This is a genomic window from Natrinema sp. LJW11, assembly GCF_056135975.1.
In genome coordinates this window covers 484,269-510,848 of record NZ_JBWBDM010000003.1, presented here as the reverse complement: position 1 = coordinate 510,848, position 26,580 = coordinate 484,269, and the positions used below count along the sequence as shown (strand labels likewise).

Below are 26,580 nucleotides of genomic sequence, written 5' to 3'. Positions count from 1 at the left end.
ACGGACTCGAGCGGCGGGACCGGCGCGAGCGCAGTCACGCAGCCGTTCAGTCGTCGTCGGTCGCGCCGAGACTCGCATCGCCGGTCGTCGCGTCGCCGGTGACGACGGCGGCCATCGACGGCGGTGCGATCGGCCCGTCGTTCGCGCCGAACTCCGGATCGAATAGTTGGAGCGCGGTATGGATGGTGTTCCAGTCGTCTTCCGCCGCCGCCTCCCGCAGGCTCTTGGTCGGCGGTGCGAGCAACTGATTGACCAGCGAGTCGGCCATCGCCTCGACGACGTCGCGTTGCTCGTCGGACGCCTCGTCGCCCTCGAGTTGCGAGAGGGCCGTCTCGACCTCCCGTTCCTTGATCCGCTCGGCGGACTCGTACATCGCGGCGATGGCCTCGTCGGCGCGGGCGCGCTTGTACTGCTCCGTGAGCAGGTCGAACTCCCGGTCGATCATCGATTCGACCTCGCGAGCCGCGTCGGCTCGCTGGTCGCGGGTCTCCGCGGTGATCGACTCGAGGTCGTCTAAATCGAAGACCCGCACCGCGGGCAGCGTGGCGGTCGCCGGTGCGACGTCACGCGGCTGGCCGAGATCGACGATCACCTGCTCGCTCGGCCGGCCCTCGAAATGGCGGGGCTCGAGTATCGGTTTTGAACTCCCGGTCGCCGTGACGATGACGTCGGCGCGGGTCGCGACGGTATCGAGCGCCTCGAGCGGCGCGGCGGTGGCGTCGGTCTCGTCCGCGATGTCGTCGACGAGGTGGGCGGCGTGGGCGACGGTCCGGTTGGCGACGACGAGCTCGTCGACGCTGGCGGTCGCGAGACTGCGAGCGGCGAGTCGTCCCATCTCGCCGGCCCCGACGACCAGCGCGGTCGCCCCCTCGAGCGGAATCTCCCGGGCGGCCCGTCGTGTCGCGGCCGAGCCCAGCGAGACGACGCCCTCGTTGATCGCCGTCTCGGTGCGGGCGCGCTCGCCGACGTGGATGGCCTTCGTGACGGCGGCCTCGAGCATCGAGCCGATGCCGCCGGCGTCGCGGGCGTCCTCGTAGGCGGTCCGAACCTGGCCGATGATCTGGTCTTCCCCGAGGATCACCGACTCGAGGCCGGCGGCGACCCGCAGCAGGTGGCGCAGGCTCTCGTCGTGGCCGGTGGTGACGACGGCCTCGTCGTCGATCGCGGCGAAACATTCCGCGAGTGCGGCCCGGCCGACGGCGTGGTCGGAACCGACGACGTACGCTTCGACCCGGTTACACGTCGAGAGGACGTACGCTTCCTCGATGTCGGGCACGGTCAGCAGCTCCGTCACGGCGGCTTCCTGACTCTCGGGGCTTGCGGCGGCGAGTTGGTCGACGCTCCCGCTGTCGTGTGTCACCCGCGCTGCCGTAACGACCCCGGTCGAAATCACGGCCGATCACCACCAGTAGACGGTTGTTCGCCGAGCACGTCCTCGATCACTTGGGGACAGTTGGAAGCACCCGTACGTAAAGCTGTCCAAAGATCCGGAGAATTGACGACGTCGGTGACGACCCGTCGGCGTCGGTCGGCCGGCACGTCGCGCGCTTTGAGTTCCTCGCGCAGCCCCGCACAGACGCGGGCCATCTCGCCGGCCCCTTCGAGCGTTTCGTCGAGTTCCTGTCGGAGATACTTGCTCAGTGCGGGTGCCGTTCCGCCGGTCGCGATCGCGACGGTTACCGGCTCCTCGCGGACCGTCGCGGGAACGACGACGCTCCCGGGATCGCGTTCGCCCGACCGATCCGCCCGGTTGACGAGGACCCCTCGCCCGCGGGCCGCCTCGGCGACGGCCTCGTTGATCCCCTCGTCGTCCGTCGCGGCGACGACCAGGGCGGGCGTCGCGCGCTCGAGCCACCCCGCGATATCGTCGGGACCGGGCGCGGCGCGGATCAGTTCGGCTCCGCCGAAGTCCCGGTCGGCGAACTCGGGGCTGACGACGAGCACCCGCGCCTCGCGGCCGAACCGGCGGGCCTTTCGGGCACCGACGTGGCCGCCGCCGAAGACGAGCACCGTGGCGTCCGTGAAATCGTGCAGGAGTGGAATCATTGGTGTAGTTCGGACATGAATGTCCGTCGTCACCGCTCCCTGGTGTTGGCATCGGCGCGCTCTTCCATCCGGATACCGGTTTTCTTCAATATTTGCGTCGAAAACAGGGAGTCCCAGTCGTCGTCGGTCACGTCCCAGTACTCGGCCATGGTCTCGCGGACCTGTTCGATACGCCGCTGGCTCTCGGCCTCGCTGCGGCCGTGGGTCATCGCGAAGAAGTTGTACGGCCAGACGCCGTCGTGGCGCGGGCGCTGATAGCAGTGGGTAACGAAGGGCAACGCGGCGACTTCGGGGCCGACCTCGGGGACGACCTCGTTCGGCACGTTCCAGACCGTCATCCCGTTCTCCGTGTAGCCCAAGGCGTAGTGGTTTGGTACGACGCCGATCCGCCGAATTTTCCCCTCCCGCTCGAACCGTTTGATCGTCTCGAGTACCCACTCGAGTTCCTGATCGATCGCATCGGCCACGTCCGCGTACGGCGTCTCGGAGAGCGGGAAGCCGTCCTGTATCTCGAGGACGAGGTCGCGCTCGGCCGGGGTGAGCGTGGATTCGTCGGTCGGCGTGATATCCGGGCCGAGATCCGAACAGTCGATACCGGCCGCGTCGCCGTCGCCGTCGAACGGCCCGTCGACGTAGAACTTGGCCTCGACGCGGAACTCCCGCTGCTTCGGCAGGTTGTACGTTTCTCGTCCAGTCTCGTCTTCGATTTCGGCCAGTACCTTCTCGACGCGATCCTCATCGGCTACCGAGACGACGAACCAGACGTTCAGGTGCGGATGCTCGCGCTCGTAGTTGTGGGCCACCTCGCGGTGGTCGTTGACCCGCTCGACGATCTCGTCGAACCGGTCCTCGGGGGCGTGCATGGCGACCAGCGTCGCCGCGCCGCCGATCTCCTGGGCGTTGACGAGGGCGCCGAACCGCGAGAGAACGCCGCGCTCATCCAAGTCCCGAATCGTCTCGATCAGTTCCGTCGCGCCGATGTCGACCCCGCGCTCGCGCATGGCCGCGGCGGCGGGCTCGAACGGCCGTTCCACGACGGGAAAGCCGCCCTGGAAGGCGTTGACGACCGCCCGCTCGCGCTCCGTGAGGTCGACGTCCGTGGTCATACGGGATTCTCGGGACTGGCGGTGTATAAGCGAATTGGAACTGGCGGTTCGTCTCGCCGATGCGCTTTCCGTCCGAGCCACCGACGGACGAGCTTACTCCCCTTCGACGCCCGTCACGTCGAACCCGAGCGCTCGAATCCCCTCGAGGATCGCCTCGTGGTCCGCGCTCGCCTCGTAGTAAATGACGATGTCGAAACTGCCCTCGCGCAGCAGTTGCTGACACTCCCAGACGAACGCTTCGTCCTCGAGGGTCAACCCCTGGTGTTGGTTCGAGGAGAAATCGGTGTCGTCGTTGCCCGAGTAGACGTAGCAGTCCTGCGGGTCGTACCCCGACTGTTCGGCGATGATGTCGCCGACGTCGATCGTCGCTTGCATCATCTGGACGTCCTCGCTGCCGTCGTAATCGGTGTGGACGATCGCCCCGTTGAGGGCGATGTCGCCGGGCTCGAGCAGCGCCTTGGTACGCTGGTAGAGATCCTCGTCGAGCGCGTCGGAGTTCGTGTTCGTCATTATCGGAATCGTACGGGGCCGGCCTGATAGCCGTCACGATTCCGACGGCGAGAGTGACGCGTCTCGGAGCGGCCGAATCCGCTTTCGGACGGATTGCCGTCGCGGATCCTGCGTAACCCCACGATTCCAGGTACGCCGACGCCGACTGATAGCGGTCCGTCCCACGCCCGGGACAGTGAAAGTGTCGCTGCGTTTCGCTGACGGAGTGACACGCAAGAATCATGGGCCTCGGTGACTTTTCCACGAGTAATGAAGCGGTGGCTCCGCCAACGTGTCGATTCGGCCTACGAGCGACTGCTCTCCAGAGAGGTCTCCGGCGCGCCGACGCACGTCGCGGTGATTCAGGACGGGAACCGGCGGTACGCCCGTCGCCGGGGTGGCGACGCCCACGAGGGCCACCGGGCCGGTGCCGAAACGACCGAACGCGTCCTCGAGTGGTGTCAGGACATCGGCGTCGAAGAGCTGACGCTGTACACGTTCTCGACGGAGAACTTCGAGCGGCCGGCCGAAGAAAACGAGGCGCTGTTCGACCTCCTCTGTCAGAAACTCCACGAGTTCGCGGACGCCGACCGGGTCCACGAGAACGAAGTCTGCATCCGCGCCATCGGCGAAACGGAGATGCTTCCCGAGCGGGTTCAAAACGCCGTCGAGTACGCCGAACGGCGTACGTGCGGCTACGATCGATTCGTCCTCAACATCGCGCTCGCCTACGGCGGTCGCTCGCGGTTGCTCGAGGCCGCCCGCGGGGTCGCGGCGGGCGTCGAAACGGGCGACCTCGAGCCCGACGAGATCGACGTCGAAGACATCGAGCGCCGACTGTACGATCAACCGGTTCGAGACGTCGACCTCATCATCAGACCCGGCGGCGACGAGCGAACGTCGAACTTCCTCCCGTGGCACGCCAACGGCAACGAGGCGGCCGTCTTCTTCTGTACGCCCTTCTGGCCGGAGTTCTCCAAAACGGACTTCCTCCGCGGGATTCGAACCTACGAACATCGCGAGGAATCCTGGCGGCGGACCCGCGCTCGCCGCGCGCTGGCCCTGCTCGGCGCCGTCAGCGATCCCGAACTCTCCGAAGCCCGCTCGATCGTCGATCGCTTCCGCGACTCGCTGCCCTCGAGCGAACGGCCCGACGCCGGGGAACTCGAGAGCGGGGACTCGAGCAGTCGGGCCGCGGACTAACCCCCGCTGTACGGCCACTACCGGGGCCGCCGACTCTGCATACCCGCTTGTGCAGCGATCGCGGTGCTGCCTAGCCATCGGGTAGCACTGGTTCCTGTGGATTGCTAGCTGTTCCCACCCCAAGACATTTATCCATCAGTAGAACAACACAAGTTGCGATGCCGGCTCCAAACAGTGCGCCCGTCGTCGACGTCGAGCGGTTCGTTCGGCTCACGAACGTCCCGCTCGACGAGGCGTACGTGCTTCTCGCGAACCCCAGGACGCGTCTCACCCTCCACGTGCTCTCGACGTGTGAACCACCGCTCCCGATCGACAGACTAACCGACGCCGTCGCCGGTCGGGACGACGCCGACGAACGCGCCGTTCGCGTCTCGCTCGTCCACGTCGTCCTGCCGAAACTCGAGACGCGCGACGTCCTCGAGTACGACCGCGAGACGGACACGGTCCATCTGGAACGTCCCGTCGTCGTCGCGGACGATCGGGTCGCGGAACTCGCCGGGACGGTCGAGTCGACGGGGACGAACACCTCACAGCGGCGCGACTCTGCCGACTAACGGCCGTATCGTCGCGACCGATTGCAGTACTCGCGGACCGCCCGGAGAAAGTCTCGCTTACGGAAGTCCCGCCAGTTGATGTCGGTGAAGTACAGTTCCGAGTAGACCGACTGCCAGATCATGAAATCGGAGAGCCGCTCCGCGCCGGTCTTGATCACCAGATCCGGCTCCGACGGGAACACGAGGTGGCCTTCGACGTGTTCGTCGTCGATCTCGTCGGGTTCGAGTTCGCCCGATTCGACCCGTTCCGCGAGGGTCCGCACCGCGCTGGTGAACTCGTGTTTCCCGCCGAGACCGATCCCGATCCGGATCGGCGCGTCCGCACGCGCCCTGTCCTCCGGGCCGCGAACGGCGACCGGCCGCGGTGCGTCTATCGTCTCGAGTTCGCGCTGTAAGGCCGGCACCGCCGCCGCGTCGAGGACGCTCACGTAGACGGTCACCTGCGAGGCGTACTCGACGGCCCACCCGAAGAAATCCGTGAGCGTCTCGTAGGCGCCTCGCTCTAACAGATCGCGTTCGGTGATCACGAGCGCGACGTGGTCCGGGGGGTCGCCGTCGTGACGGGCGATCCGGAGGGCGAGGTACCGTTCGTACAATCCCACACGCGTGAGTTTCCCGGCAACTGTGATACGAGTTACGGGTTTCTATCGGTCGCCCAGCGACGACGCGTACGGTCCGAATGAGCCGGTGAACGGGGTGAAAACCGACTCGAGGCGCGTTCACGAACCTTGAAGTAATCGCCACAGAAAGGGACCGATATCGTGACAGCACCCGTTCGGCGAGCCGGCGTGTTCGCGGCTCTCTGTACGCTTTCGCTGGCCGTTCCGCTCGTCGAACCGCGGGTGGCGGCCGCGGTCGCCGGCGTTGTCCTCCTGGGGGCCTACGTGATCACCGACGGTCCGCTCTTCGATCTGCTGGCGTATCCGGGCGATTACGAGGACTCGCGACTCTACGGTCTCATCACGTTCGTCCTCGCGGCGGTCGCGCTCGGACTCATGGCGTCCGCGGCGTCGATGCCGATCGCCGTCTTCGTCGGGACGATACTGCTGGTCGGTTACGGCAACCTCGGCGCGCAACTCGTCAGGCTGCGAACGGATACCGACGTCGTTCGCGTGGGCGGCTTCTGTCTCGCAGCGCTCACAGCCGCCGTCGCGGGACAGGCGCTCACCCACTCGCTTGGCGGTGACGCCGTCACGTCGGCACTGCCGCTGGTCGTCTTTCTGGCCGCCAGCGGCGCATTCCTCGCCGCGCTCCTTCGCGACGTACTGCTCCCCTCCGACGACCCGATCATCGTCCTCTCGGTCGGCCTCCTGCTCTGGCTGCTCGCGGAACTCGAGCCGGCTATCGGGACGGGCGAGATCGTCATCGCGCTCGCCGTCACGGTCGCCTTCGGCTACGCATCCTACGCCCTCGAGACGGCGTCCATCGCGGGGATGCTCACCGGAATCTTGCTGGGGCTGCTGACAATCGTCCTCGGCGGCTACGGCTGGTTCGCCGTCCTCATCTCCTTTTTCGCCATCGGCGGCCTCTCGACGAAGTTCCGTTACGAGCGGAAGACGGAACTCGGCGTCGCCGAGGACAACAACGGGGCTCGGGGGAGCGGGAACGTCCTCGGCAACGCCGCCGTCGCGCTCGTCGCGGTGCTCGGCTACGCGGCCAGCGACGCCGGTTTCCTCCCTCGAGAGCCCGAACTGTTCCTCTTCGCCTTCGCCGGCTCGATCGCGACCGCGATGAGCGACACCCTCTCGAGCGAGATCGGCAGCGTCTTCGACCGGCCGCGGTTGATCACCACCCTCGAACCGGTCGATCCCGGAACGGACGGCGGCGTCACCTGGCAGGGAGAACTCGCCGGCGTCGCCGGCGCGGCGGTCGTCGCCGCGATCGCGTACGGGCTCTTCCCCGACATCGGACTCGTCGGCGCGGCGATCATCGTCGCCGCAGGTATCGCCGGCATGACCGTCGACAGCCTGCTCGGGGCGACCCTCGAGGGGACGATTCTGGGGAATCAGGGCGTGAACTTCCTGGCGACGCTCTCCGGCGCGCTCGTCAGCGCCCTGCTGGTGCTCGGGGTCGCCGTTTCCTGACGGTCGAAACCGATCTCAGCTTCGATGCGTCCGACGACGCCGACAGCCACGCCGCGACCGTTCGGTCCGTGGACACGGATCGTGCGGCCCCGAACTGACTGTCCGCTCGACGGCCGGGTTCAGTTGCCGAAAGTCGCCGCGTCACTCCGCGTCCGGCCGCTGCTCGGCTACGTCGTCGACCGCGTGGATCCGGACGTCGGTCGGCCGCTTGGTGAACTGGCCGAGCGAGCGCGCGATGATTCGGTCAACGCCGCGGTCGGCCGCCAGATCGAGAAGTCGCTGGTCGAGGATCCCGTCGAGGACGACCGTCGTCGGCACGGTTTCGAGGGCCTCGAGCGTCCCGTAGGCCTCGCTCGCATCGGCGTCGTCGATCGGTTCGGCCTCGGCGTCGAGAAAGCGGACGCGATCGGTGCCCGCCCGAATGACCGCGGTCGCGTGCCCGTAGACCGTCTCGGGGGCGCGATCGGTATCTGACTCGGCATCGGTCCCGGCCTCGCCGCGTTGGGTCCGTTCCGGATCCGTCTCCGCCTCACCGCCGGACGCGCTCGACTGCGCTCGGCCCGCCGTTGCTCGTTCCGGATCGACCGCCGCCGGCGTCTCGAGGGCGTCGCTCGAGTCGGTGGCCGACGCCGTTCGATCGCTCGACTCGAGATCGCCCTCCTCGTCGGACTCCGCGGTCGTCGGTGACGCGGTCGACAGTTCGGACGGCGGCGGTGCCGGCGTCGTACTGCCGTCGGTCGCGGCGATCGCGTCCCGGGGCTCGTTCAGCTCCGAGACGGTCTCGTAGGGCACCTTGTTCCGGAGGGCGGCGAACAGTTCGTGGTGGTTCAGGTCCTCGACGGAGCTCTCGGCGGGCGCGAAGGCGACGTAGTCGAGGTCGCCGACCTGCGCGAGTTCCTCGAGGATGAGGTCGCCGCCGCGGTCGCCATCGAGGAAGGCCGTGACGGTGCGGTGACGGGTGAGTTCGGCCACGGCGTCGGGGACGCTCGTCCCCTCGACCGCGATGGCGTTTTTGATGCCGTACTTGAGCAGGGAGAGGACGTCGGCTCGGCCCTCGACGACGATAATCGCGTCGCTGTCCGTCACTCGGGGGCCGGCCGGGAGCCCCTCGTACTCGGTGATATCTTCGACGCGAACCTGCTGGCGCACCTCCGCGAGGATCTCGTCGGAGGACATGATCGTATCGTCGAACCCCGTCCGGAGCAGTTCCTTCGCGCGGTCGACGACTTCCTTTCGCTTCGCCGCGCGCACGTCCTCGATCTCCCGCACCTCGAGGGTGGCTCGGCAGGGACCGACCCGGGTGATCGTCTCGAGGGCGGCGGCGAGGGTGGCGGTTTCGACCTTGTCCAGGCTGGTCGCGATCGTCACCTGCCCGTGAGACTGACCGGCGGTGCTCGTGATTTCGACGTCGATACGACCGACTTTGCTCGACTGGCGGAGGTCGCGGAGGTCGAGCTCGTCGCCGAGCAGTCCTTCGGTCTGGCCGAAGATCGCGCCGACGACGTCGCTTCGCTCGACGATCCCGTCAGCCGTCACGTCCGCGTGGATGAGATATTTCGAGGTGTCTTCCATGAGAGATCTGTCCCCGGGAGGGGCGGTGACGCGGGTATCGCGTCCAGAGACCGATTTATATACAATTTCGGTCGTGGGGGGCAAATAGCTGTTGACCTCCGCAGGCGTCGGCTCGGTTCGGTTCGCCGATGGACGTTCGATATCGATTCGGCGTCTTCGGTCGTGTCCGATCGTTATTCTCTATTCGAAAGCAACGATTTGAACGACCGTTCACTACAGACAGTGAATGGAGTCGTGGGTTCTGCTAGTGACTGTGTGATGAAACGACCTGCTATCGTGGCAACAGGGAATCGCCACGCCCTCCCCAGCCGATTCGCTCGCTCCTGCCGTCGCTCGCTCATCCCTCGCACGGCTTCGAGCCGCGGTTCATTGGCATTCACCGCGGCCCAGCGCGCGCCACCGCACGTCGGATGGTCGGTCTGGAGTGAGACGTGGTTCTCCTGTACAGAGCGATTTACCCGTTTATCGCTTCGGTCAGAGGGATGTGGCTCGTCACCGCTGCTTCGAGAATGATTCCCCCTCATCTCGCGAATTCGTCTACGACTTTCGTCACCGGTGTCACCCGTATCGGTGTTCGAAACGAGCTGCGTATTCAGTATTTGTATACGTTCTTCATGGAAACTGTGGACAAGTTATTTATAACTGTTTCACCTGCCAGTACGTATGACGGCAGGTCCGCCGATAGACGAACTCCACTTCGAGGACGCACCGGACGTCGACTCCGTTCCCGGCCCCAACACCAGGGCGCTGCTCGAGAAACAACGCGAGATCGACAGTAGCGCGGTCGCCTATCCGGACGACATTCCGATCGCCTTCGAGGAGGGGAAAGGAGCGACGGTTCGCGACGCCGACGGCAACACCTACATCGACCTCTTCGCGGGCATCGGCGTGCTCAACGTCGGTCACTCGAACCCCTACGTGCTCGAGGCGGTTCACGAACAGGCCGACAAATTCGTCCACACGGTCGACTTCCCGACGGAGGCGCGCCTCGAGTTGATCGAGAAACTCGACGAGATCGTTCCCGAGGGTCTGCAGGGCCAGAACAAGGTCGTCTTCGGCGGGCCGACCGGCAGCGACGCCATCGAGGCGTCGATCAAACTCGCCAAGTACAACACCGGCGGCGACGGCCTCATCGCCTTCCGCGGTGGCTACCACGGCGCGACGACCGGCGCGATGAGCGTCACGTCGAACAAGAAGTTCAAGGGCCACTACACGCCGCTGCTCGCCGACGTCGTCCACGCTCCCTACCCGCATCCGTTCCGGCAGGGGAAATCGCCCGAGGAAGCGGTCGATCACGCGCTCGAGGAGGTCCGAGCCATCGTCGAGGACCCCTACGGCGGGCTGGCCAATCCGGCCGGCATGATCGTCGAACCGATCCAGGGAGAGGGCGGCATCGTCACGCCACCGGCGGGCTTCCTGCAGGGGCTGCGCGACATCGCCGACGACAACGACGTCGTCCTCGTCTTCGACGAGATCCAGAGCGGCCTGGGCCGCACCGGGCAGTGGTGGGCCAGCGACTGGGATGGCGTGACTCCCGACGTGATGACCTCCGCGAAGGCCCTCGGTGGCGTTGGCTTCCCGCTCTCGGCGACCATCTACCACGAGGATCTGGACACGTGGGGTCCCGGCGACCACGCCGGCACCTACCGCGGCCACGTCGTCGGGATGCGGGCCGGGACCCGCGCCATCGAGTACATTCAGGAGCACGACCTCCTCGCGCACGCTCGAGACCTCGGCGAGTACATTCGAGGCCGGCTCCGCAAGGCTGCCAACGACAACGAGCACCTCGCCGACATCCGCGGCAAGGGGCTGTTCATCGGCGCGGAGTTCGTCGATAGCGATGGCGAGCCGGACGGCGATCTCGTCGACGCGATTCAGCAGTACTGCTTCGAGCGCGGCGTCCTGATCTGGACGGCCGGCCGCCACGGCAACGTCCTCCGATTCCTCCCGCCGCTGGTGCTCACGCACGACCTGGCCGAGACGGCGCTCGACGTCGTCGTCGAGGCGATCGATAACGTGACCGCCGAAGCGACGCAGACCGCCTGATACGGACTGCTGTCGGTCCGTTCCGGTGCGACCGCGAGACGGCCTGCGGTCGCACCGGTACATCGGTACAGCAGACCGCATGACTCGAGCGGTGAGACCGACCGTCTCACGTCCGACACCGATCCCACCGCGTTCGACACCATCCCACCACGTCCGACACCGATCCCACCACGCCCGAGACTGATCCTATGTCCGACATCGATTCCATCGAAACCGACGACGCACCGAGCAACGATAACCCCTACTCGCAGGGGGTTCGCGCCGGGGACACGCTGTACGTCTCCGGTTACGGGCCCGTCGACCCCGACACGGACGAAGTCGTCGACGGCGACATCGAGGCCCAGACCGAACGGGTGCTCGACAACATCGCCGCCGTCGTCGACGAAGCCGGCGGCGACGGCCTCGCGGACGTCGTCAAAGTCACCGTCTACCTGACCGACCTCGCGGACTACGAGCGGGTCAACGAGGCCTACGGCGCGCGATTCGGCGAGGAGCCGCCGGCTCGAGTCTGCGTCGAAGTCTCGCGACTTCCCGAAGACGTTCGCGTGGAACTGGACGCCACGGCGTTCCTCGGATGAGCGCTCAGACATCCGGGGACCGCCGGCTCGATCACACGAACTCGGGCGCGAACGGGTAGCGCCACGCGTCGCCGAAGATGGCTTTCGCCGTCGCGACGATCCAGACGAAGAAATTGAGGAATCCGAGGAGGATCGTGACTGTCGCCAGCGCGAAGACGGGGACGAAGACGACCGTTTCGATCACCCCCGGAAGCGCGACGTACTCGAACAGCGTTCCCACCCCGAACACGAGGACGAACACCGCGAGGAACGATCCGCTGACCAGCAGCTGCCAGTTGAGCGCGTTCCGCGCGTTGGCCCGCGTGAATTCGTGTTCCGACACCGCGTAGACGATCCCGGCGGTGACGAATCCGAGAATCGGAAGGATCGCGATGAAGTGGATGAATATCCCCAGGAGCGTCCGCTCCGTGAGGATCGACGGGCCGGGTTCGGTCGAAGTCGATTCGTGAGACGGCGATTCGTTCGGGGTCGAGTCAGTTGACATGGGTGCGTATTCTGGGGTATCAGTTGGTGTCGGTCGATCACGTCGCGTCACTTCGGACTGGTTCGTTCGGGCGTCGGAATCGCTCCGTCGGCGCCGTCGTCGCGACGGTTGCGAACGGCGCGTTCAGCGAAGAGGAGGACCAGACAGACGACGAAGAGATTGCCGGCGGCCGCCCAGAGCCCGTGACTCGCGTCGACGGGGGCCTCTATCGATAGCACGCTCATCCCGACGCCGACACAGAACAGCACCAGGCTGAGCTGGAAGCCCGCCAGGACCAGCGTCCTGATCCCGGCCGGGTTCCGGAGTCGGAGAAAGTCACGCGCCGACAGCGTCTCGAGGGGCGAATCCTGAGCGAGCGCTCGCTTCCCTTCCGGCGAGAGCGGCCATCGCGATTCGGGATGGTTGACGTAGTACAACGTCACGGTGTCCGGATACGTTTCCGCGGCGACGACGTCGATCTCGCGGAGTTCGTCGAGCCGGTTCCGGACCGTCTCTTTACTGACCGTCGGTTTGACTCGAGCACGGAGCTGCTGGATCGAAAAGAACGGCCGCTCGGACTCGAGCATGACCTCGACGACGTGTCGCTGCGTGAGTTTCTTGTCGAGCGCGGGATCGATCCGATCGTCGATCCACGGTGGGAGGGGCGGCATCGATGGTCCAGCCATCGAGGGGTTGTAAATTAAATCCCGTGATGGATTTGGCGGGCACCAAACGCGAATGTGCGCCCGCAAAACGGCGCTTTTATCCTTGGAACGTGTGGTTGGCTCGACGGAATCGAATGGGAACGCGTCTACAACCCCGCGGGTTCGGTTCGATGGCGATTTCGTCTCGAGTGGACCCCGCGTGCGATCCGTTCGGCGACGCGAATCACGACCGGGACCAAGCGCGGATTCCACGCGGCGGCCGGTCTTGCCTTTCGCACGCCTCTCTGACCGCCGTTCCCCTCGACCGTCTCCGCGCTGGGCGCGTCGCGGTCTTCGCGTCGATCGCTCGCGTGAACCGCTCGAATCCCCTTCGATCCCTGACTATCGCCACCGATCGTTCGTACCCGGTCTGCGAGTATCGGCTACGACTAAGTATCTCCCACGCGTAGAACCGGCAAGAATGTCCTACGAGGCGCGAAACAGATTGCGCGAATTACGGCGGGAGTTCCACCGTCATCCCGAACCGGGCTGGCGCGAGTTTCGGACGACCGGCCGGGTCGTCGAGGAACTCGAGCAGATCGGCGTCGACGAGATCGCCGTGGGCCGCGACGCGCTGGCGACGGACGAGCGCATGGCCGTGCCGCCGGCGGCGGAACTCGAGCCGTGGATCGAGCGCGCTCGCGAGGCGGGCGTTCGATCGGACGTTCTCGAGCGCACGGCCGACGGTCACACGGGCGTTATCGCGACCCTCGAGCAGGGAGCGGGGCCCTGCATCGGGCTGCGCGTCGATCTCGACGCGATTTCGATGCGGGAGTCCGACGAGCGCGAGCACCGACCGGCCGCCGAGGGATTTCGGTCCGAGCACGACGGCTACATGCACGCCTGTGGCCACGACGCCCACCTCGCGATAGCGCTGGGGACGCTCGAGGCGGTCAAAGCGAGCGAGTTCGACGGAACGCTGACGGTGTTCTTCCAGCCCGCCGAGGAGATCTCCGGCGGCGGGAAGGCGATGGCCGAGAGCGGCTACCTCGAGGACGTCGACTACCTCCTCGCCCTTCACGTCGGGCTCGACCATCCGACGGGCGAGATCGTCGCCGGCATCGAGAAGCCGCTGGCGATGGCACACTTGACCGCCACGTTCGAGGGAGCGAGCGCCCACGCCGGCAAAGCGCCGAACGAGGGGGCCAACGCCATGCAGGCGGCGGCGACCGCGATTCAGAACGCCTACGGGATCCCGCGGCACAGCGACGGGTTGACCCGGGTGAACGTCGGCCGCATCGAGGGCGGGACCGCGAGCAACGTCATCGCGGAGGAGGTCACCATCGAGGCCGAGGTCCGCGGCGAGACGACCGCGCTGATGGAGTACACGCGCACGGAACTCGAGCGGGTGCTGTACGCCGCCGCGGAGATGCACGACTGCGACGTCACGCCGCGAGTGATCAGCGAGTCGCCCCGCGTCGACAGCCATCCCGCGCTCCGCGACCTCGTGGGGAACGTCGCCTGGGAGATCGAGGGCGTCGATCGGGTAATCCCGAGCGAGGAGTTGGGCGTGAGCGAGGACGTGACCTACCTGATGCAGCGCGTCCAGGACGAGGGCGGGCTGGCGTCGTACGTCCTTGTCGGTACCGACCACCCGACGAGCCACCACACGCCGACGTTCGACATCGACGAGGAGAGCCTCGAGATCGGAGTGGCGCTGCTTACCGAGACGGCGACCGAACTCTCCCGTCGGCGGCCCTAACCGAGGGTTTCGGTTCGGTACTGGTGGCTCTCACTGCGCGTGCGATTCCTCGCTGCTTTCGCGGCAAACCGCAATACTGACTGACAGTCGAGCGAACGCTTCTGTTCGTCGAGCATCACGTTCGCCGAATGGGAAACGTTAATTCGCGGGCTCTCCGTGTATTCCCTATGAGCCAAGACGACGTGCCGGAGTCGTTGCGGACGGCGGCGGACTCGGATCGCCCGCGCGGCATTCTCACGCCCTCCGATCGCGATTTCCTGCTCGGTCGGAAGACGGACTACACCGACCACTCGAAGAAACAGAAGCGAAACCGGATCCGACGCCGGGTTCGTAACGCGATGCTCGACTTCAGCATCCTCTTCGAGTACATGGAGGAACGCGACCGAGAGACGGTCTTCGATCCCGACGCCGAGGATCGCGACGCCTACACGCAGGGGATCACCGATATGCTCGCCTTTCTCCACCTCGGGACGATCGGCTACCACACCCCGTTCAAGGACATGCTCTCGGAGGGCGTCGGCAAGGCCGAACAGCGACTCGCCGGCTCGAACTACCGGATGGTCAACGTCGAGTTCAACGTCGAACCGGTCGGCCAGATCGACGTCGACGAAGTGATCGAGAAACTCGAGAACGAGGAGTTCGCCCAGCTCACCGACGAGGAACTGCGGGCGTTCGTGCGCCTGCTGACGATGTCCGAGGGGTTCTCGCCGGAGGACGCCCGCGAGGAGATTCAGGATCGCGTCGACGAGTTCGCCGAGCGCGTCGCCGAGAGCGCCGAGACCAAAGAGCAGACGCTCGAGGAGCTGACGAACTGACGTATTGACGGAGCCGTTTTCGGATTTCGTTTTCGGCCGGACGAATCGTCGGGCCCGACGCCGTTCCCCGCATCGTGAGACGCGGTAGTACTCAGTTACCGATTGTCGGTCCGATTGACCAACTCTCTACTGCTCTTCGCGGAGGATATCGATCGTCCAGTGTGATGGTATATTTAACTATGAATGCTTTAGAAGGTGGAGCATTCCGTCTGGTTCGCGGTACATATATAATAAACGCAATCTGTGGATAACCTAGCTGAGTGAGAAACACTTATTGTATACGCCGTTAATGGTAGCGGTATGCCATCATGCAGCATGGCGAATGGTAGGTGGAATCACGAGAGATCGTTCCGCTGCCGTCCGATACCGGGGGTGGGACGATGAGCGACGCCGATCAGGGGATGGTCGACGAGTTCCTCGAGGAGATCGATCTGGTCGTCTTCGCGTTCGGGGCGCTGTTGACCGTCGGCGTGATCGCGGCGTTCTTCATCAGTCCGAAGACGGTCGAGAGCGGCATCTCGACGCTGAACGATCAGATGCTCGGCGCATTCAACTGGGCGCTGCTGTTGATCGTCTTCCTGATCGTCATCTTCCTCTTGTTCCTGATCGTCGGCCCGTGGGGCAAGATTAAGATGGGAGACGAGGATCCGGAGTACAGCTTCCTGTCGTTCTTCGCGATGCTGTATTCTGCGGGCTTCGCCGCTGGTGTCGTGTTCTGGGGTCCGACCGAGGCACTGTTCTACTATGACAGCCCATCGCCCCTGTTCGGCGGCGTCGAGGGCGGTTCGGCCGAAGCGATGACCCTCGCCGTCCAGCAAACGCTGTTCCACTGGGCGCTCCCCCAACTCGCGGTGTTTACGATCATGGGGATCGCGATCGGATACTTCGCGTACAACTACGAGAACGTCCCGCTGCGAGTCTCCTCGGCGCTCACTCCGATCATCGGCGCCGAGAACTTAGACGGGCCGTTCGCGAAGGTCGTCGACATCCTCGCCGTCTTCGCGACCATCGGCGGCGTGGCGACTTCGCTGGGCTTTATCGGCAGCCAGTTCGTCACAGGGTTGGACTACCAGTGGGGGATCAGTATGGGGAACATCGGCATTCTCCTCGTGGTGACCTTCATGACGCTGCTGTTTACGACCTCGATGGTCCTGGGGGTCGACAAGGGGATTCGCCGACTGTCGAACTTTAACATGATCCTCTTCGTCATCCTCATGTTCGGTACGTTCATCGCCGGCCCGACGCTGTTCCTGATCCTGCTCGGCACGCAGGCGTTCGGTGGGATGCTGTCGGACTTCGTCTCGATGAGCCTCTTTACCGGTGCCGGTCCGATGGGTGCAGGTGATCCGGCGGCGGCGGAGTGGATGAACACCTGGACCGTCTTCTACTGGGCGTGGGCGCTCTCGTGGTCGCCGTTCGCGGGCCTGTTCATCGCTCGCATCTCCAAGGGTCGCACCGTTCGCGAAGTTGCGTTTACGGGGATCGTTGCGACATCTGGAGCCACCATCCCGTGGTTCACGTTTGTCGGCGGCACCGCCGTTTGGGCCCAGCACAACGGCGTCGCCGACTTCGGTGCGGTGATCTCCGGTGAGGCCGGTGCGGAAGTCTCCGGCTTCATCCTCTTCGAGGCGTTGCAGTTCACGCTGGACCTCGGCGGGAGTTCGATCACGATACCGGTCGGAACCGCTCTGATGTACATGTTCCTGATCCTCGTGACGACGTTCTTCGTCACCTCCGCTGACTCCTCGACGCTGGCCGTCTCGATGATGACGACCGGCGGCAAGGCGCGTCCGTCGACCATCAATCGGATCTTCTGGGGCGTCGTCCTCGGCATGACCGCGGCGATCCTGATGATCCTCGGCGGTACCGGCAGCGCGAACACGCTCCAGCAGGCGGCGATTATCACCGGGACCCCCTTCGCCTTCGTCTGCTTCCTCGCGATGCTCTCGCTGATCAAGGACTTCGGCTCGAGTTACGGCCGAGTCCTCCTGCAGGACGAAACCGTCCTCATCGGCTCGAGCAAGAAGCCGGAAACGGAATCACCGTCCGGTCCCGGCGGTCCCGTCGAGTCGGACGACGACTGAGACGGTCTGCCGCAACGGGGTCCCGGCGCAATCACGGGACGGGTCGCGGTTGCGCCGGAACTGAGTTGCCGCAGTCCGTCTGAACCGCCCGCGGCCCGCCACCTCGCAGGCGGACCGAGTTCGGCCGTCATGTTGCCCGTTTTTTCTCGCCGACGATACCCGACTCCTGTCCCGCGACGACCTCCTCGCCAACCGATAACAAGTTTTAATGTATGAGGTACACATAAATTGTGTATGGATAGGGACACGGCGGAACCCGACACGGACGCGCTCCCGGGTCCGAACGCCCAGCAGTGGGTCGACTTCCATCAGGAGTACTCCGCCCCCAGCGAGTACTCCCACGAGTTCGTCTGGGACGTAACGCGGGAAGCCGACGGACCGTTCGTCACGGACGTCGACGGCAACGTTCTCCTCGACTTCACCTGCCACATCGGCGCGGCACCGCTCGGCTACAACAACGAGAAAGTCCTCGAGAAGGTCCGCGAGTTCGACCTCGTCGAGCCGATGAAGATCGCGGGCCAGGACATGTACTTCGGCTCCGGCCCCAGCCCCGACGAAGCCGACTTCCCCGGCTCGAGTCACCTCATGCAGAAGCTCACGGAGGTCTCGAGTCAGTACGGGATGGACACCGTCTTCCTCTCGAACTCCGGCGCGGAGGCCATGGAGAACGCGATGAAGATCACGAACGACTACCGCGCGCCGTCGAAGTACGGCGTGGCTTTCTCCGGGAGTTTCCACGGTCGGACCCTCGGGACGCTGTCGATCACGAAGTCCAAGGACGTTTACACGCGTCACTACCCGGAGATCAGCGGGATCGAAACGGTTCCGTTCTGCGACGACCGCGGCTGTGACGCCGCGAGCTGCGACTGCGGTTTCTTCGCCGGCGGTGGCTCGCAGCTCCGAAACATGCTCGCGCCCGAAGGCGGCTACGTCGACCCCGACGAGATCGCCTTTTTGACGCTCGAGCCGATTCAGGGCGTCGGCGGCTACCGATTCCCTAGCGAGGCGTTCATGCAGGAGGTCGCGGACGTCACCGACACCTACGACATCCCGCTGGTCGTCGACGAGATTCAGGCCGGCGTCGGCCGCACCGGCGAGATCTGGGCCTCGGATCACTACCCGATCGAACCCGACGTGATCGCCAGCGCGAAGGCCCTGCGCGTCGGCGCGACCATCTCCCGGTCCGAGATATTCCCGGATCAGAAGAACCGCCTCGGCTCGACGTTCGGCGGCGGCGACCTGCTCGGCTCGATGATGGGTGCCTTTACGCTCGAGGCGATTCAGGAACACGACCTGCTCGACAACGCCACTCGCCGCGGCGGGCAGGCCAAAGAACTCCTCCGCGACGACGCGCCCGACTCCGTCATGGACGTCCGCGGTAAGGGCCTGATGCTCGCCGTCGAGTTCGACACCCCCGAACGGCGCTCCGCCGTCGTCGAAGCCGCCCTCGAGCGCGGCCTGCTCACACTCGGTTGCGGGAAGAAGACCATCCGGCTGCTCCCGCCGCTGGACTCGAGCGAGCGCGAGATCGAACTCGGGATCGGCATCTTCCTCGAGGCGATCGAGGCCGTCAGCCCGAACGCGAAAGCGGCGTAATCTCGACAGCCGATTTTCCGATCGATTTTCGTTTCTCCGGCTGGCTCGAGCGCGTTTTCTCATCGCCGAACCGTCCGCCGGACGAATACTGATCCACTTGTGGTGTCGACGGGCAGCCGACTCACCGTAAACGGAGGTAACAGACGGCTATGTTCCGATTCGCGGCTAAACCACGAGTGGAAGAGAACGCGTCTGGCCCGCGGTCGATTCCGTTTTTCGCCCCCTCTCAGAACGCGACCCACAGTATCGCCGCGAGCACCATGAGTCCCGCCCCGGCCACCGAGAGCCGGAACACCGCGGGAGTCAGTTCGGGTGGGTCGGCATCGGAGCGGAGCAGTTGATAGCCGTTCGCGAGAACGATTCCGATCCCGCTAATTCCCATCAGTGCCACGAAGATGCCGTGGAACGCGTCGTCGAGGCCGTCGCCCAGAATCGATGACACTGCGAACAGCAGGAGGCCGCCACCGACGACTATCTGGGACGCGTGATACACGAGGGGTCGATTCACACTCCCACTTATCAGACAGCCATCTAAATAATTTCGCTGATACTCCGCCTCGCTCGTCTGCGATACGGCCGAGAATCGGGGACAGTCAGTCGAGCGAGCGCTCGACGATCGAGACGCCCTCGAGCGCCGCCAGCGCCTCGAGCACCCCCTCGAGATGCTCGGGGCCGCTCCCTTCGAGTCCGATCGTCACGGGCGTCCGATTCGGCTCGTCGACCGACGTCCGCCGAGCGCGCTCGAGGATGTCCAGTTCGGCACCCTCGGTTTCCACCGTCTCGACCACCTCGCCGACTGTCGTCGGCCAGCCCGCGAGCGCGAGTCTCGCTTCGGTGTAGCGCTCGAGTTCGTGGAGTCCGGTCCGCGTCAGTTCGGCGTGCTCGGTGAGGTTCACGTTCCCGCCCGAGATGACGATACCGACGTGCTCGCCCTCGATGTCCAGATCGTCGGACAGCGCGGCGGCCAGCGGGGCGGCGCCGGCGCTCTCGGCGACCGTCTTCGCGCGCTCGGCGAGCAGGGTGACCGCAGCGGCGATCTCCCGATCGCTCACGCTGACCACGTCGTCGACGACCTCGCGGGCGATTTCGAACGTCGTCTCGAGCATGCGCGTATCCGCGATCCCCTCCGCGACGGTGTCGACGTCGGGGAGCTGGCGGATCTCGCCGGCCTCGAGCGACGGTTTCGCGTGCGCTGCGCCCTCCGGTTGCACCCCGATCACGCGAATATCGCGCTCTGCGGCCTTCAGTACCGTCCCGATGCCCGAAATGAGCCCCCCGCCGCCGATGGCGACCAGCACGGTGTCGATCTGCGGGTACTGCTCGAGCAGTTCGAGGCCGATCGTCCCCTGTCCGGCGACGATAGCCGCATCGTCGAACGGATGGACGAACGTTTCCCCGGTCTCCCCGGCGCGCTCGAGGGCGTACTCGTAGGACCGTTCGTAAATGTCGCCCTCGACGACGACCTCGGCCCCGTAGCCGCGGGTGGCCTCGATCTTCGCGGCCGGCGTCACCTCGGGGACGACGATCGTCGTGTCGATGTCGAGTAGATCGCCGGCCAGCGCGACCCCCTGCGCGTGATTGCCCGCGCTCGATGCGATGACGCCACCCTCGCGCTCGGCGTCCGAGAGCTGTGCCATCGTGTTGTACGCGCCGCGGATCTTGAACGAGCCCGTTCGCTGGACGTTCTCGAGTTTGAGTCCGACGCTGGCCGCGCCGCTCAGCTCGGCGAACGTCCGCGACGTATCCAGCGGCGTCCGGTGGACGACGTCGGCGATTCGGTCCCGGGCGGTTTCGACGTCCTCGCGGGTGACGAGCGCCTCGCCGGCGTCGCGATTCCTGCTCATTCGTCCTCCGCGCGTGCTCCGTCCTCTCCGAGCGGCCCGCCCTCCCCCAGTGGCCCACCTTCCCCGTGTTTCACGTCCACGCCGCCCTCGACGCGTGGCACCGGATGCCGCCGCTCGAGTTCCCGGATCGTCCCGACCAGCACGTCGACGCCGTGCTGGAGGCTCGCCTCGTCGACGTCGAACGTCGGCGTGTGGTGGCTCGTCGGGTGGTCGGTACCGACGATCATGTAGGTCGCCAGCCCGCCGTCGTTCTGAACCCGCTCCATCAGGAACGTCGCGTCCTCGCTCGCGCCGAAGTCGGCGGCCGGTAACACGGTGTCGAGCCCCTCGACGTCGCCGGCGACCTCACTGACGAGCGCCTGCAGTTCGGGGTCGCTGTCGGCCCGCGGCGATTCGCTGACCACGTCGAACTCGGCCCGGCAGCCGTGCATCTTCGCCGCCGACGTGACCGTTCGCTTGAGTTCGTTCTTCATGTACTCCATCAGCTCGGTAGTCTCGCCGCGCGCTTCGGCTTCCATAGAGGCGCGTTCGGCGATGACGTTGCTTGCGGTCCCCGCCTCGGCCTTCCCGACGTTGACCCGGGTCATTCCGTCGCTGTGCCGGGGAATGCCGTAGGCGTTCTCGATCGCCGTCCCCATCGCGTGCATCGCGTTGTCGCCCTCGTTCGGCGCCTTTCCGGCGTGCGCGGAGGTCCCCGCTATCTCGAGGTCGACGTGGCACATCGCCAGCGGCTTCTCGATGCCGGCGACGATCTCGCCCGTCGGATGGTCGAGTCCGACGTGGATCGCGAGCAGGTAATCCAGGTCGTCCGCGAACTCGCTTTTCGCCATCGGACAGCCCCCGCCGCCGGTCTCCTCGGCGGGCTGGAAGAAGACGACCAGCCGCCCGGAAAAATCGCTCTCGGCGATTCGCTCGAGGACGGCGAGCCCCCAGGTCATGTGGGCGTCGTGACCGCAGGCGTGCATCGTCCCGTCGATCTTCGAGCGAAAGCCCTCGTCGACGGGGTCGTGCTCCTCGTCCGTCGATTCCTCGATGAACAGCCCGTCGATGTCGACGCGCAGCCCGATCGATGGCCCCTCGCCGCGCTCGAGCACCGCGACTGCACCCGTATTGCCGCCGGTCATCCGCTCGAGGAGGTCGTCGTCCGCGCCGCGCTCGCGGGCGCGCTCGATCCAGGGCTCGAGGTCGTCGTCGGTGACGGCCATTCGATCGGCCGGGTCGTAGGCGTCGGGGCCGACGGCCAGTTCGTCGACGCCGATGGCCCGAATTTCCTCGACGAGCCGGGCCGTGGTGAGGAATTCGCGCCACGCGGGCTCGGGGTGGCGGTGGAAGCTGCGCCGGAGGCTGACGAGACGGTCCCGTATCGGCTCGGTCATGCGAGTTACTGACGCGCCCCAGGGACTTAATTATACACAATCAGTGTTTACGACGGGTACACAAAAAGATAAGAGCGGGCGTGACAATGGTAGGGCAACACGGAACTTTCCATGAGCACGGACCCAGACATCGTCGTTCTCCGAGAGGGGACGGAAGGGCTGTCGATGGCGTCGTACGCCGAAACCCTGCGCGAGCGGTTACCCGATCACACCGTCGCGCTGGCGCGAACGCCGAAAGAAGAACGCGAACTCGTCCCGCGGGCGCGGGTCGTGACCGGGATCACGATCGAGGAAGCCCTCCTCGAGCGCGCCGACCGGCTCGAGCTGTTCGCGTGTACCTTCGCCGGCACCGACCACCTGCCGATGGACGCGCTGGCCGACCACGGCGTCGCCGTGACGAACGCCGGGGGAATCCACGCCCCAGGCATCGCCGAGCAGTCGATCGGAAACATGCTCGTCTTCGCGCGCCGGCTCCACGAGGGCTGGCGGCGGAAGGAAAACGACGAGTGGCGCCACTTCCAGTCCCACGAGTTCACCGACAGCACCGTCACGGTCGTCGGTCTCGGCTCGATCGGCCAGGAAATCGTCCAGCGCCTCGAGGGGTTCGAGGTCGAGACGATCGGCATCCGCTACACGCCCTCCAAGGGCGGCCCGACCGACGAGGTGCTGGGCTTCGACGAGGACGATATCCACGAGGCGTTCTCGCGGAGCGACTACGTCGTCCTCGCCTGTCCGCTCAACGATCTGACCCGCGGGCTCGTGGGCGAAGACGAACTCGCCACGCTCCCGCCGAACGCGGTGGTCGTCAACGCCGCCCGCGGCGGGATCGTCGACACCGACGCGCTCGTCTCGGCACTGCAGTTCGAGGGGATCCGCGGGGCCGCGCTCGACGTTACCGATCCCGAACCGCTCCCCGCCGATCACCCGCTCTGGGACCTCGAGAACTGTCTCATCACGCCCCACACGGGCGGTCACACGCCGAAACACTGGGATCGACTGGCCAACATCGTCGCGCACAACGTCGAGGTGCTCGCGGACCGGAGCGGGCCCGAACCCAGCGGCGATTTCGAAAACGCCGTATACCGGCCCGACGCGGGTTCCGAGTAAGATGGCGACGGAACAGCCGGAGTCCACGACCGATCACAGCGATCAGACGTCGACCCCGGACGAGAGGCACCTCGAGGCGCCGTCGGAACCGCGAGCGGGCGATCCAGCGGCGGATCCGCGCGCCGAGTACGATTACGTCGGCGGCGATATCGACCGCCCCGAACTCGTCTCGGCGCTCGCCGAGCGCGTCGACGGCGAGGTCCGCTTCGACGAGTACAGCCGGCGACTGTACGCGACCGACGCGAGCGCCTACGAGGTGACCCCCGTCGGCGTCGTCCTCCCGCGCTCGACCGACGACATCGCCGCGGTCGTCGACTACTGCGCCGCCGAGGGGATCCCGGTCCTCCCGCGCGGCGGGGGCACCAGCCTCGCCGGCCAGGCGGTCAACGAGGCCGTCGTCCTCGATCTGACGACGCACATGGACGACCTGCTCGAGGTCGCGCCCGGCGAACGGCGGGCGACGGTGCAAGCCGGAACCGTCCTCGCGGACCTGAACGGCGCGCTCGAGCCCCACGGCCTGAAGTTCGCGCCCGATCCAGCGGCCGGGAACCGGAGCACGATCGGCGGCGCGATCGGCAACAACTCCACCGGCGCGCACTCGCTGCAGTACGGCAAGACCGACGCCTACGTCGAGGCGGTGGAAGTCGTCCTCGCCGACGGCTCCGTCGAGCGCTTCGGCGAGGTGACGGTCGCGGAGCTTCGCGACCGGGCCGATCCGGACGGCGACTCGCTCGAGCGGATCCACGACGCCCTTCGGCGGGTCGTCGACGAGGAGGCCGACGCGGTCGGCGAGGTCTTCCCGCAACTCAAACGGAACGTCTCCGGCTACAACCTCGATCGACTCGTCGCGGAGGCCTACGGCGAGCCCGAGGCGTTCGACGAGAACACCGACGAGACGGTCGAGATCGGCGACGAGCCCGACCCGAACGCGACCGTCAACCTCGCCCGCGTCTTCGCCGGGAGCGAGGGGACGCTCGGCGTGATCACGGAGGCGACGGTCTCGCTCGAGCCGGTCCCCGAAACGACGGGCGTCGTCCTGTTGACCTACGAGGACCTGCTCGAGGCGATGGCCGACGTCGACACCATCGTCCGAAACTACGATCCCGCGGCGATCGAGGCGATCGACGACGTGTTGCTCGACCTCGCCCGCAACACGGAGGAGTTCGCCGACGTGGCCGCGACCCTCCCCGAGGGAACCGAGACGGCGCTGCTCGTGGAGTTCTACGCCGAGAGCGAGGAAGACGCTCGCGAGAAAGTGGCGGCGATGCTCGCGGATCGATTGCCCGACTCGAGCGCGCCGGAATCCGACGGCGATGCGACTGCAACCGAGTTGACTCCCGAGTCGGACCCCGTCCGCGCGTTCGACGCCCTCGAGGCCTACGCGCCCGCCGACCGCGCCGAACTCTGGAAGCTCCGCAAGAGCGCGGCACCGATCCTGCTCTCTCGGACCTCGGACGCCAAGCACATCTCCTTCATCGAGGACACGGCCGTCCCGACCGAGCACCTCGCTGACTACGTGGCCGACTTTCAGGACGTGCTCGAGGAGCAGGACACCTTCGCGAGCTTCTACGCCCACGCGGGGCCGGGCTGTATGCACATGCGGCCGCTGGTCGACACCAAGAGCCCGGCAGGGCTGAACCAGTTCGAGGCGATTTCCGACGCCGTCACGGACCTCGTCGTCGAGTACGGCGGTTCGGTCTCGGGCGAACACGGCGACGGTCGCGCCCGGACCCAGTGGAACCGCAAACTCTACGGCGAGGACGTCTGGTCGCTCTTTCGCGACGTGAAGACCGCGTTCGACCCCGACTGGCTCCTGAATCCCGGCAACGTCTGTGGCGACCACGACATGACCGAGCACCTGCGGTTCTCGCCGGACTACGAGTTCGAGGCCGGCTTCGAGCCCGCGCTCGAGTGGGAGAACGACAACGGCATGCAGGGGATGGTCGAACTCTGTCACGGCTGTGGCGGCTGCCGGGGATCCCAGGAGACGACCGGCGGCGTGATGTGTCCGACGTATCGCGCGGCCGAAGAGGAGAGCCTGAGCACCCGCGGGCGCGCGAACATGCTCCGCGGGGCGATGAACGGGGAACTCGACGCCGAGTCGACCGATCCGGAGTTCCTGGCCGAAGTGATGGACCTCTGTATCGGCTGCAAGGGCTGTGCGCGGGACTGTCCGAGCGAGGTCGACATGGCAAAACTCAAGGCGGAAGTCGAGCACGCGAATCACCAAGAAAACGGCGCGAGTCTCCGCGACAAGCTGTTCGCGAACGTCGACAGACTGAACGCCGTCGGCTCCGCGCTCGCGCCGCTCTCGAACTGGGCCGCGTCGCTTCCCGGTGCGGGCACGATCGCCGAGAAGACGGTCGGCATCGCCCGCGAGCGCGACCTCCCGACCTTCGCCGGCGAGAGCTTCGAGGACTGGTTCGAGAAGCGAGGGGGCTCTCGGATTCCGCTCGAGGAGGCCTCTCGCAAGGTGCTACTCTTCCCCGACACCTACACGAACTACAACCATCCGCGAGCGGGGAAGGCGGCCGTCCAGGTGCTCGAGACGGCGGGGGTTCGCGTCGAAATCCCCGACGGCGTCACCTCGACCGGCCGGCCGGCCCACTCGAAGGGCTTCCTCGATCGCTCGCGCGAGCGCGCTCGAACCAACGTCAAGGCGCTGGCTCCGCGAGTCGAGGACGGCTGGGAGGTCGTCCTGGTCGAGCCCTCGGACGCGGTCATGCTCCAATCGGACTACCTCGATCTCCTCTCGGGACGCGACGCCGAGCGGATCGCGGCGAACACCTACGGCGTCATGGAGTATCTCGATCGGTTCGACCTGGCGGCCGGACTGCCGACCGCCGAACTCGGCGAGCGGTTGACCTATCACGGCCACTGCCACCAGAAAGCGACGAAGAAGGACGGCCACGCGGCCGCAGTCCTGCGGACGGTCGGCTACGAGGTCGACGCGCTCGATTCGGGCTGCTGCGGGATGGCGGGCTCCTTCGGCTACGAGGCCGAACACCACTCGCTGAGTCAGTCGATCGGGCGGATCCTCTTCGATCAGGTCGACGACAGCGACGGCGAGACCGTCGTCGCGCCGGGCGCGTCCTGCCGGACGCAGCTCTCGGGGTACGAGAACTGTGACGATCCGCCCCATCCGATCGAGAGCGTCGCGGCCGGCCTCTCGCGGTAACGCACCGTCACACCCTCGAGCGGGTTGCAGTTA

At 66.2% G+C, this 26,580-nt stretch carries 22 protein-coding genes; 11 read left to right on the top strand and 11 right to left on the bottom strand.

All coding sequences use genetic code 11. The features are described 5' to 3' along the window. Window positions 1-46: 46 nt before the first annotated feature. The 4 genes from hemA to AC0QDI_RS11545 form a co-directional block, all read right to left on the bottom strand. Window positions 47-1,390, bottom strand: a complete 1,344-nt coding sequence (gene hemA, locus AC0QDI_RS11560) for a glutamyl-tRNA reductase (protein ID WP_474668361.1) — start codon at window positions 1,388-1,390, stop codon at window positions 47-49. Further along, window positions 1,390-2,046, bottom strand: coding sequence for a precorrin-2 dehydrogenase/sirohydrochlorin ferrochelatase family protein (locus tag AC0QDI_RS11555; protein ID WP_474668242.1), 657 nt, complete (start codon window positions 2,044-2,046; stop codon window positions 1,390-1,392). The genes hemA and AC0QDI_RS11555 overlap by 1 nt, the downstream gene beginning before the upstream one ends. Window positions 2,047-2,075: 29 nt before the next feature. Further along, on the bottom strand, window positions 2,076-3,152 hold the full coding sequence (gene ahbB / locus AC0QDI_RS11550) for a siroheme decarboxylase subunit beta (RefSeq protein WP_474668240.1): 1,077 nt from the start codon (window positions 3,150-3,152) through the stop codon (window positions 2,076-2,078). Window positions 3,153-3,245: 93 nt separating this feature from the next. Continuing rightward, window positions 3,246-3,662, bottom strand: a complete 417-nt coding sequence (locus AC0QDI_RS11545) for a DUF5778 family protein (RefSeq protein ID WP_474668238.1) — start codon at window positions 3,660-3,662, stop codon at window positions 3,246-3,248. Between the two features lie 249 nt (window positions 3,663-3,911). On the opposite strand from AC0QDI_RS11545, the gene uppS reads away from it, so the two are divergent. Together uppS and AC0QDI_RS11535 are read left to right on the top strand one after the other, a co-directional pair. Further along, window positions 3,912-4,844, top strand: a complete 933-nt coding sequence (gene uppS, locus AC0QDI_RS11540; RefSeq protein WP_474668236.1) for a polyprenyl diphosphate synthase — start codon at window positions 3,912-3,914, stop codon at window positions 4,842-4,844. 158 nt (window positions 4,845-5,002) lie between these two features. Next, window positions 5,003-5,398 (top strand): DUF7344 domain-containing protein, encoded by a 396-nt coding sequence (locus AC0QDI_RS11535; protein ID WP_474668234.1) that lies wholly within the window; start codon window positions 5,003-5,005, stop codon window positions 5,396-5,398. Here the strand turns inward: AC0QDI_RS11535 and AC0QDI_RS11530 are convergent. Next, window positions 5,395-6,000, bottom strand: coding sequence for an undecaprenyl diphosphate synthase family protein (locus AC0QDI_RS11530; protein ID WP_474668232.1), 606 nt, complete (start codon window positions 5,998-6,000; stop codon window positions 5,395-5,397). The two genes, AC0QDI_RS11535 and AC0QDI_RS11530, sit on opposite strands and share 4 nt — an antisense overlap. A gap of 159 nt (window positions 6,001-6,159) precedes the next feature. Here AC0QDI_RS11530 and AC0QDI_RS11525 point away from each other — a divergent pair, with 159 nt between their 5' ends. Next, complete coding sequence (locus AC0QDI_RS11525) at window positions 6,160-7,482, top strand: DUF92 domain-containing protein (RefSeq protein WP_474668230.1); 1,323 nt, start codon at window positions 6,160-6,162, stop codon at window positions 7,480-7,482. A 141-nt stretch (window positions 7,483-7,623) separates the two neighbouring features. Here the strand turns inward: AC0QDI_RS11525 and dnaG are convergent, their stop codons facing one another. Further along, window positions 7,624-9,054 (bottom strand): DNA primase DnaG, encoded by a 1,431-nt coding sequence (dnaG, locus tag AC0QDI_RS11520; protein WP_474668228.1) that lies wholly within the window; start codon window positions 9,052-9,054, stop codon window positions 7,624-7,626. Between the two features lie 663 nt (window positions 9,055-9,717). Here dnaG and AC0QDI_RS11515 point away from each other — a divergent pair. Together AC0QDI_RS11515 and AC0QDI_RS11510 are read left to right on the top strand one after the other, a co-directional pair. Continuing rightward, on the top strand, window positions 9,718-11,100 hold the full coding sequence (locus tag AC0QDI_RS11515) for an aspartate aminotransferase family protein (protein WP_474668226.1): 1,383 nt from the start codon (window positions 9,718-9,720) through the stop codon (window positions 11,098-11,100). Between the two features lie 188 nt (window positions 11,101-11,288). Continuing rightward, entirely contained in the window at window positions 11,289-11,678 is a 390-nt protein-coding gene (locus AC0QDI_RS11510) for a Rid family detoxifying hydrolase (protein ID WP_474668224.1), read from the top strand. Between the two features lie 31 nt (window positions 11,679-11,709). Here AC0QDI_RS11510 and AC0QDI_RS11505 read toward each other — a convergent pair whose 3' ends face one another. Both AC0QDI_RS11505 and AC0QDI_RS11500 read right to left on the bottom strand, forming a co-directional pair. Next, complete coding sequence (locus tag AC0QDI_RS11505) at window positions 11,710-12,162, bottom strand: magnetosome magnetite crystal formation protein family (protein WP_474668222.1); 453 nt, start codon at window positions 12,160-12,162, stop codon at window positions 11,710-11,712. Between the two features lie 47 nt (window positions 12,163-12,209). Beyond that, window positions 12,210-12,812 (bottom strand): hypothetical protein, encoded by a 603-nt coding sequence (locus AC0QDI_RS11500; protein WP_474668359.1) that lies wholly within the window; start codon window positions 12,810-12,812, stop codon window positions 12,210-12,212. Window positions 12,813-13,266: 454 nt separating this feature from the next. On the opposite strand from AC0QDI_RS11500, the gene AC0QDI_RS11495 reads away from it, so the two are divergent. From AC0QDI_RS11495 to AC0QDI_RS11480, 4 genes are all read left to right on the top strand, one after another. Further along, window positions 13,267-14,547 carry an amidohydrolase gene (locus AC0QDI_RS11495; RefSeq protein ID WP_474668221.1) on the top strand — a complete coding sequence of 427 codons (1,281 nt, stop codon included), beginning with the start codon at window positions 13,267-13,269 and terminating at the stop codon, window positions 14,545-14,547. Between the two features lie 167 nt (window positions 14,548-14,714). Beyond that, the gene (locus tag AC0QDI_RS11490; protein WP_474668219.1) at window positions 14,715-15,362 is read left to right on the top strand and encodes a DUF8102 family protein; all 648 of its coding nucleotides are present in this window, start codon (window positions 14,715-14,717) and stop codon (window positions 15,360-15,362) included. A 380-nt stretch (window positions 15,363-15,742) separates the two neighbouring features. Then, window positions 15,743-17,446, top strand: coding sequence for a BCCT family transporter (locus tag AC0QDI_RS11485; RefSeq protein ID WP_474668218.1), 1,704 nt, complete (start codon window positions 15,743-15,745; stop codon window positions 17,444-17,446). Between the two features lie 234 nt (window positions 17,447-17,680). Continuing rightward, on the top strand, window positions 17,681-19,042 hold the full coding sequence (locus AC0QDI_RS11480) for an aminotransferase class III-fold pyridoxal phosphate-dependent enzyme (protein ID WP_474668216.1): 1,362 nt from the start codon (window positions 17,681-17,683) through the stop codon (window positions 19,040-19,042). 226 nt (window positions 19,043-19,268) lie between these two features. On the opposite strand, the gene AC0QDI_RS11475 is transcribed toward AC0QDI_RS11480, so the two are convergent. From AC0QDI_RS11475 to AC0QDI_RS11465, 3 genes are all read right to left on the bottom strand, one after another. After that, on the bottom strand, window positions 19,269-19,550 hold the full coding sequence (locus AC0QDI_RS11475; RefSeq protein WP_474668214.1) for a hypothetical protein: 282 nt from the start codon (window positions 19,548-19,550) through the stop codon (window positions 19,269-19,271). Window positions 19,551-19,635: 85 nt separating this feature from the next. Continuing rightward, complete coding sequence (ilvA, locus tag AC0QDI_RS11470) at window positions 19,636-20,886, bottom strand: threonine ammonia-lyase (protein ID WP_474668213.1); 1,251 nt, start codon at window positions 20,884-20,886, stop codon at window positions 19,636-19,638. Next, on the bottom strand, window positions 20,883-22,262 hold the full coding sequence (locus AC0QDI_RS11465; protein ID WP_474668211.1) for an amidohydrolase: 1,380 nt from the start codon (window positions 22,260-22,262) through the stop codon (window positions 20,883-20,885). The genes ilvA and AC0QDI_RS11465 overlap by 4 nt, the downstream gene beginning before the upstream one ends. Window positions 22,263-22,373: 111 nt before the next feature. Between AC0QDI_RS11465 and AC0QDI_RS11460 the strand changes: the two genes are divergently transcribed. Further along, window positions 22,374-23,369: a D-2-hydroxyacid dehydrogenase gene (locus AC0QDI_RS11460; protein WP_474668209.1), complete on the top strand. Its 996-nt coding sequence runs from the start codon at window positions 22,374-22,376 to the stop codon at window positions 23,367-23,369. A gap of 1 nt (window position 23,370) precedes the next feature. Further along, the gene (locus AC0QDI_RS11455) at window positions 23,371-26,547 is read left to right on the top strand and encodes an FAD-binding and (Fe-S)-binding domain-containing protein (RefSeq protein ID WP_474668207.1); all 3,177 of its coding nucleotides are present in this window, start codon (window positions 23,371-23,373) and stop codon (window positions 26,545-26,547) included. Window positions 26,548-26,580 lie beyond the last annotated feature (33 nt).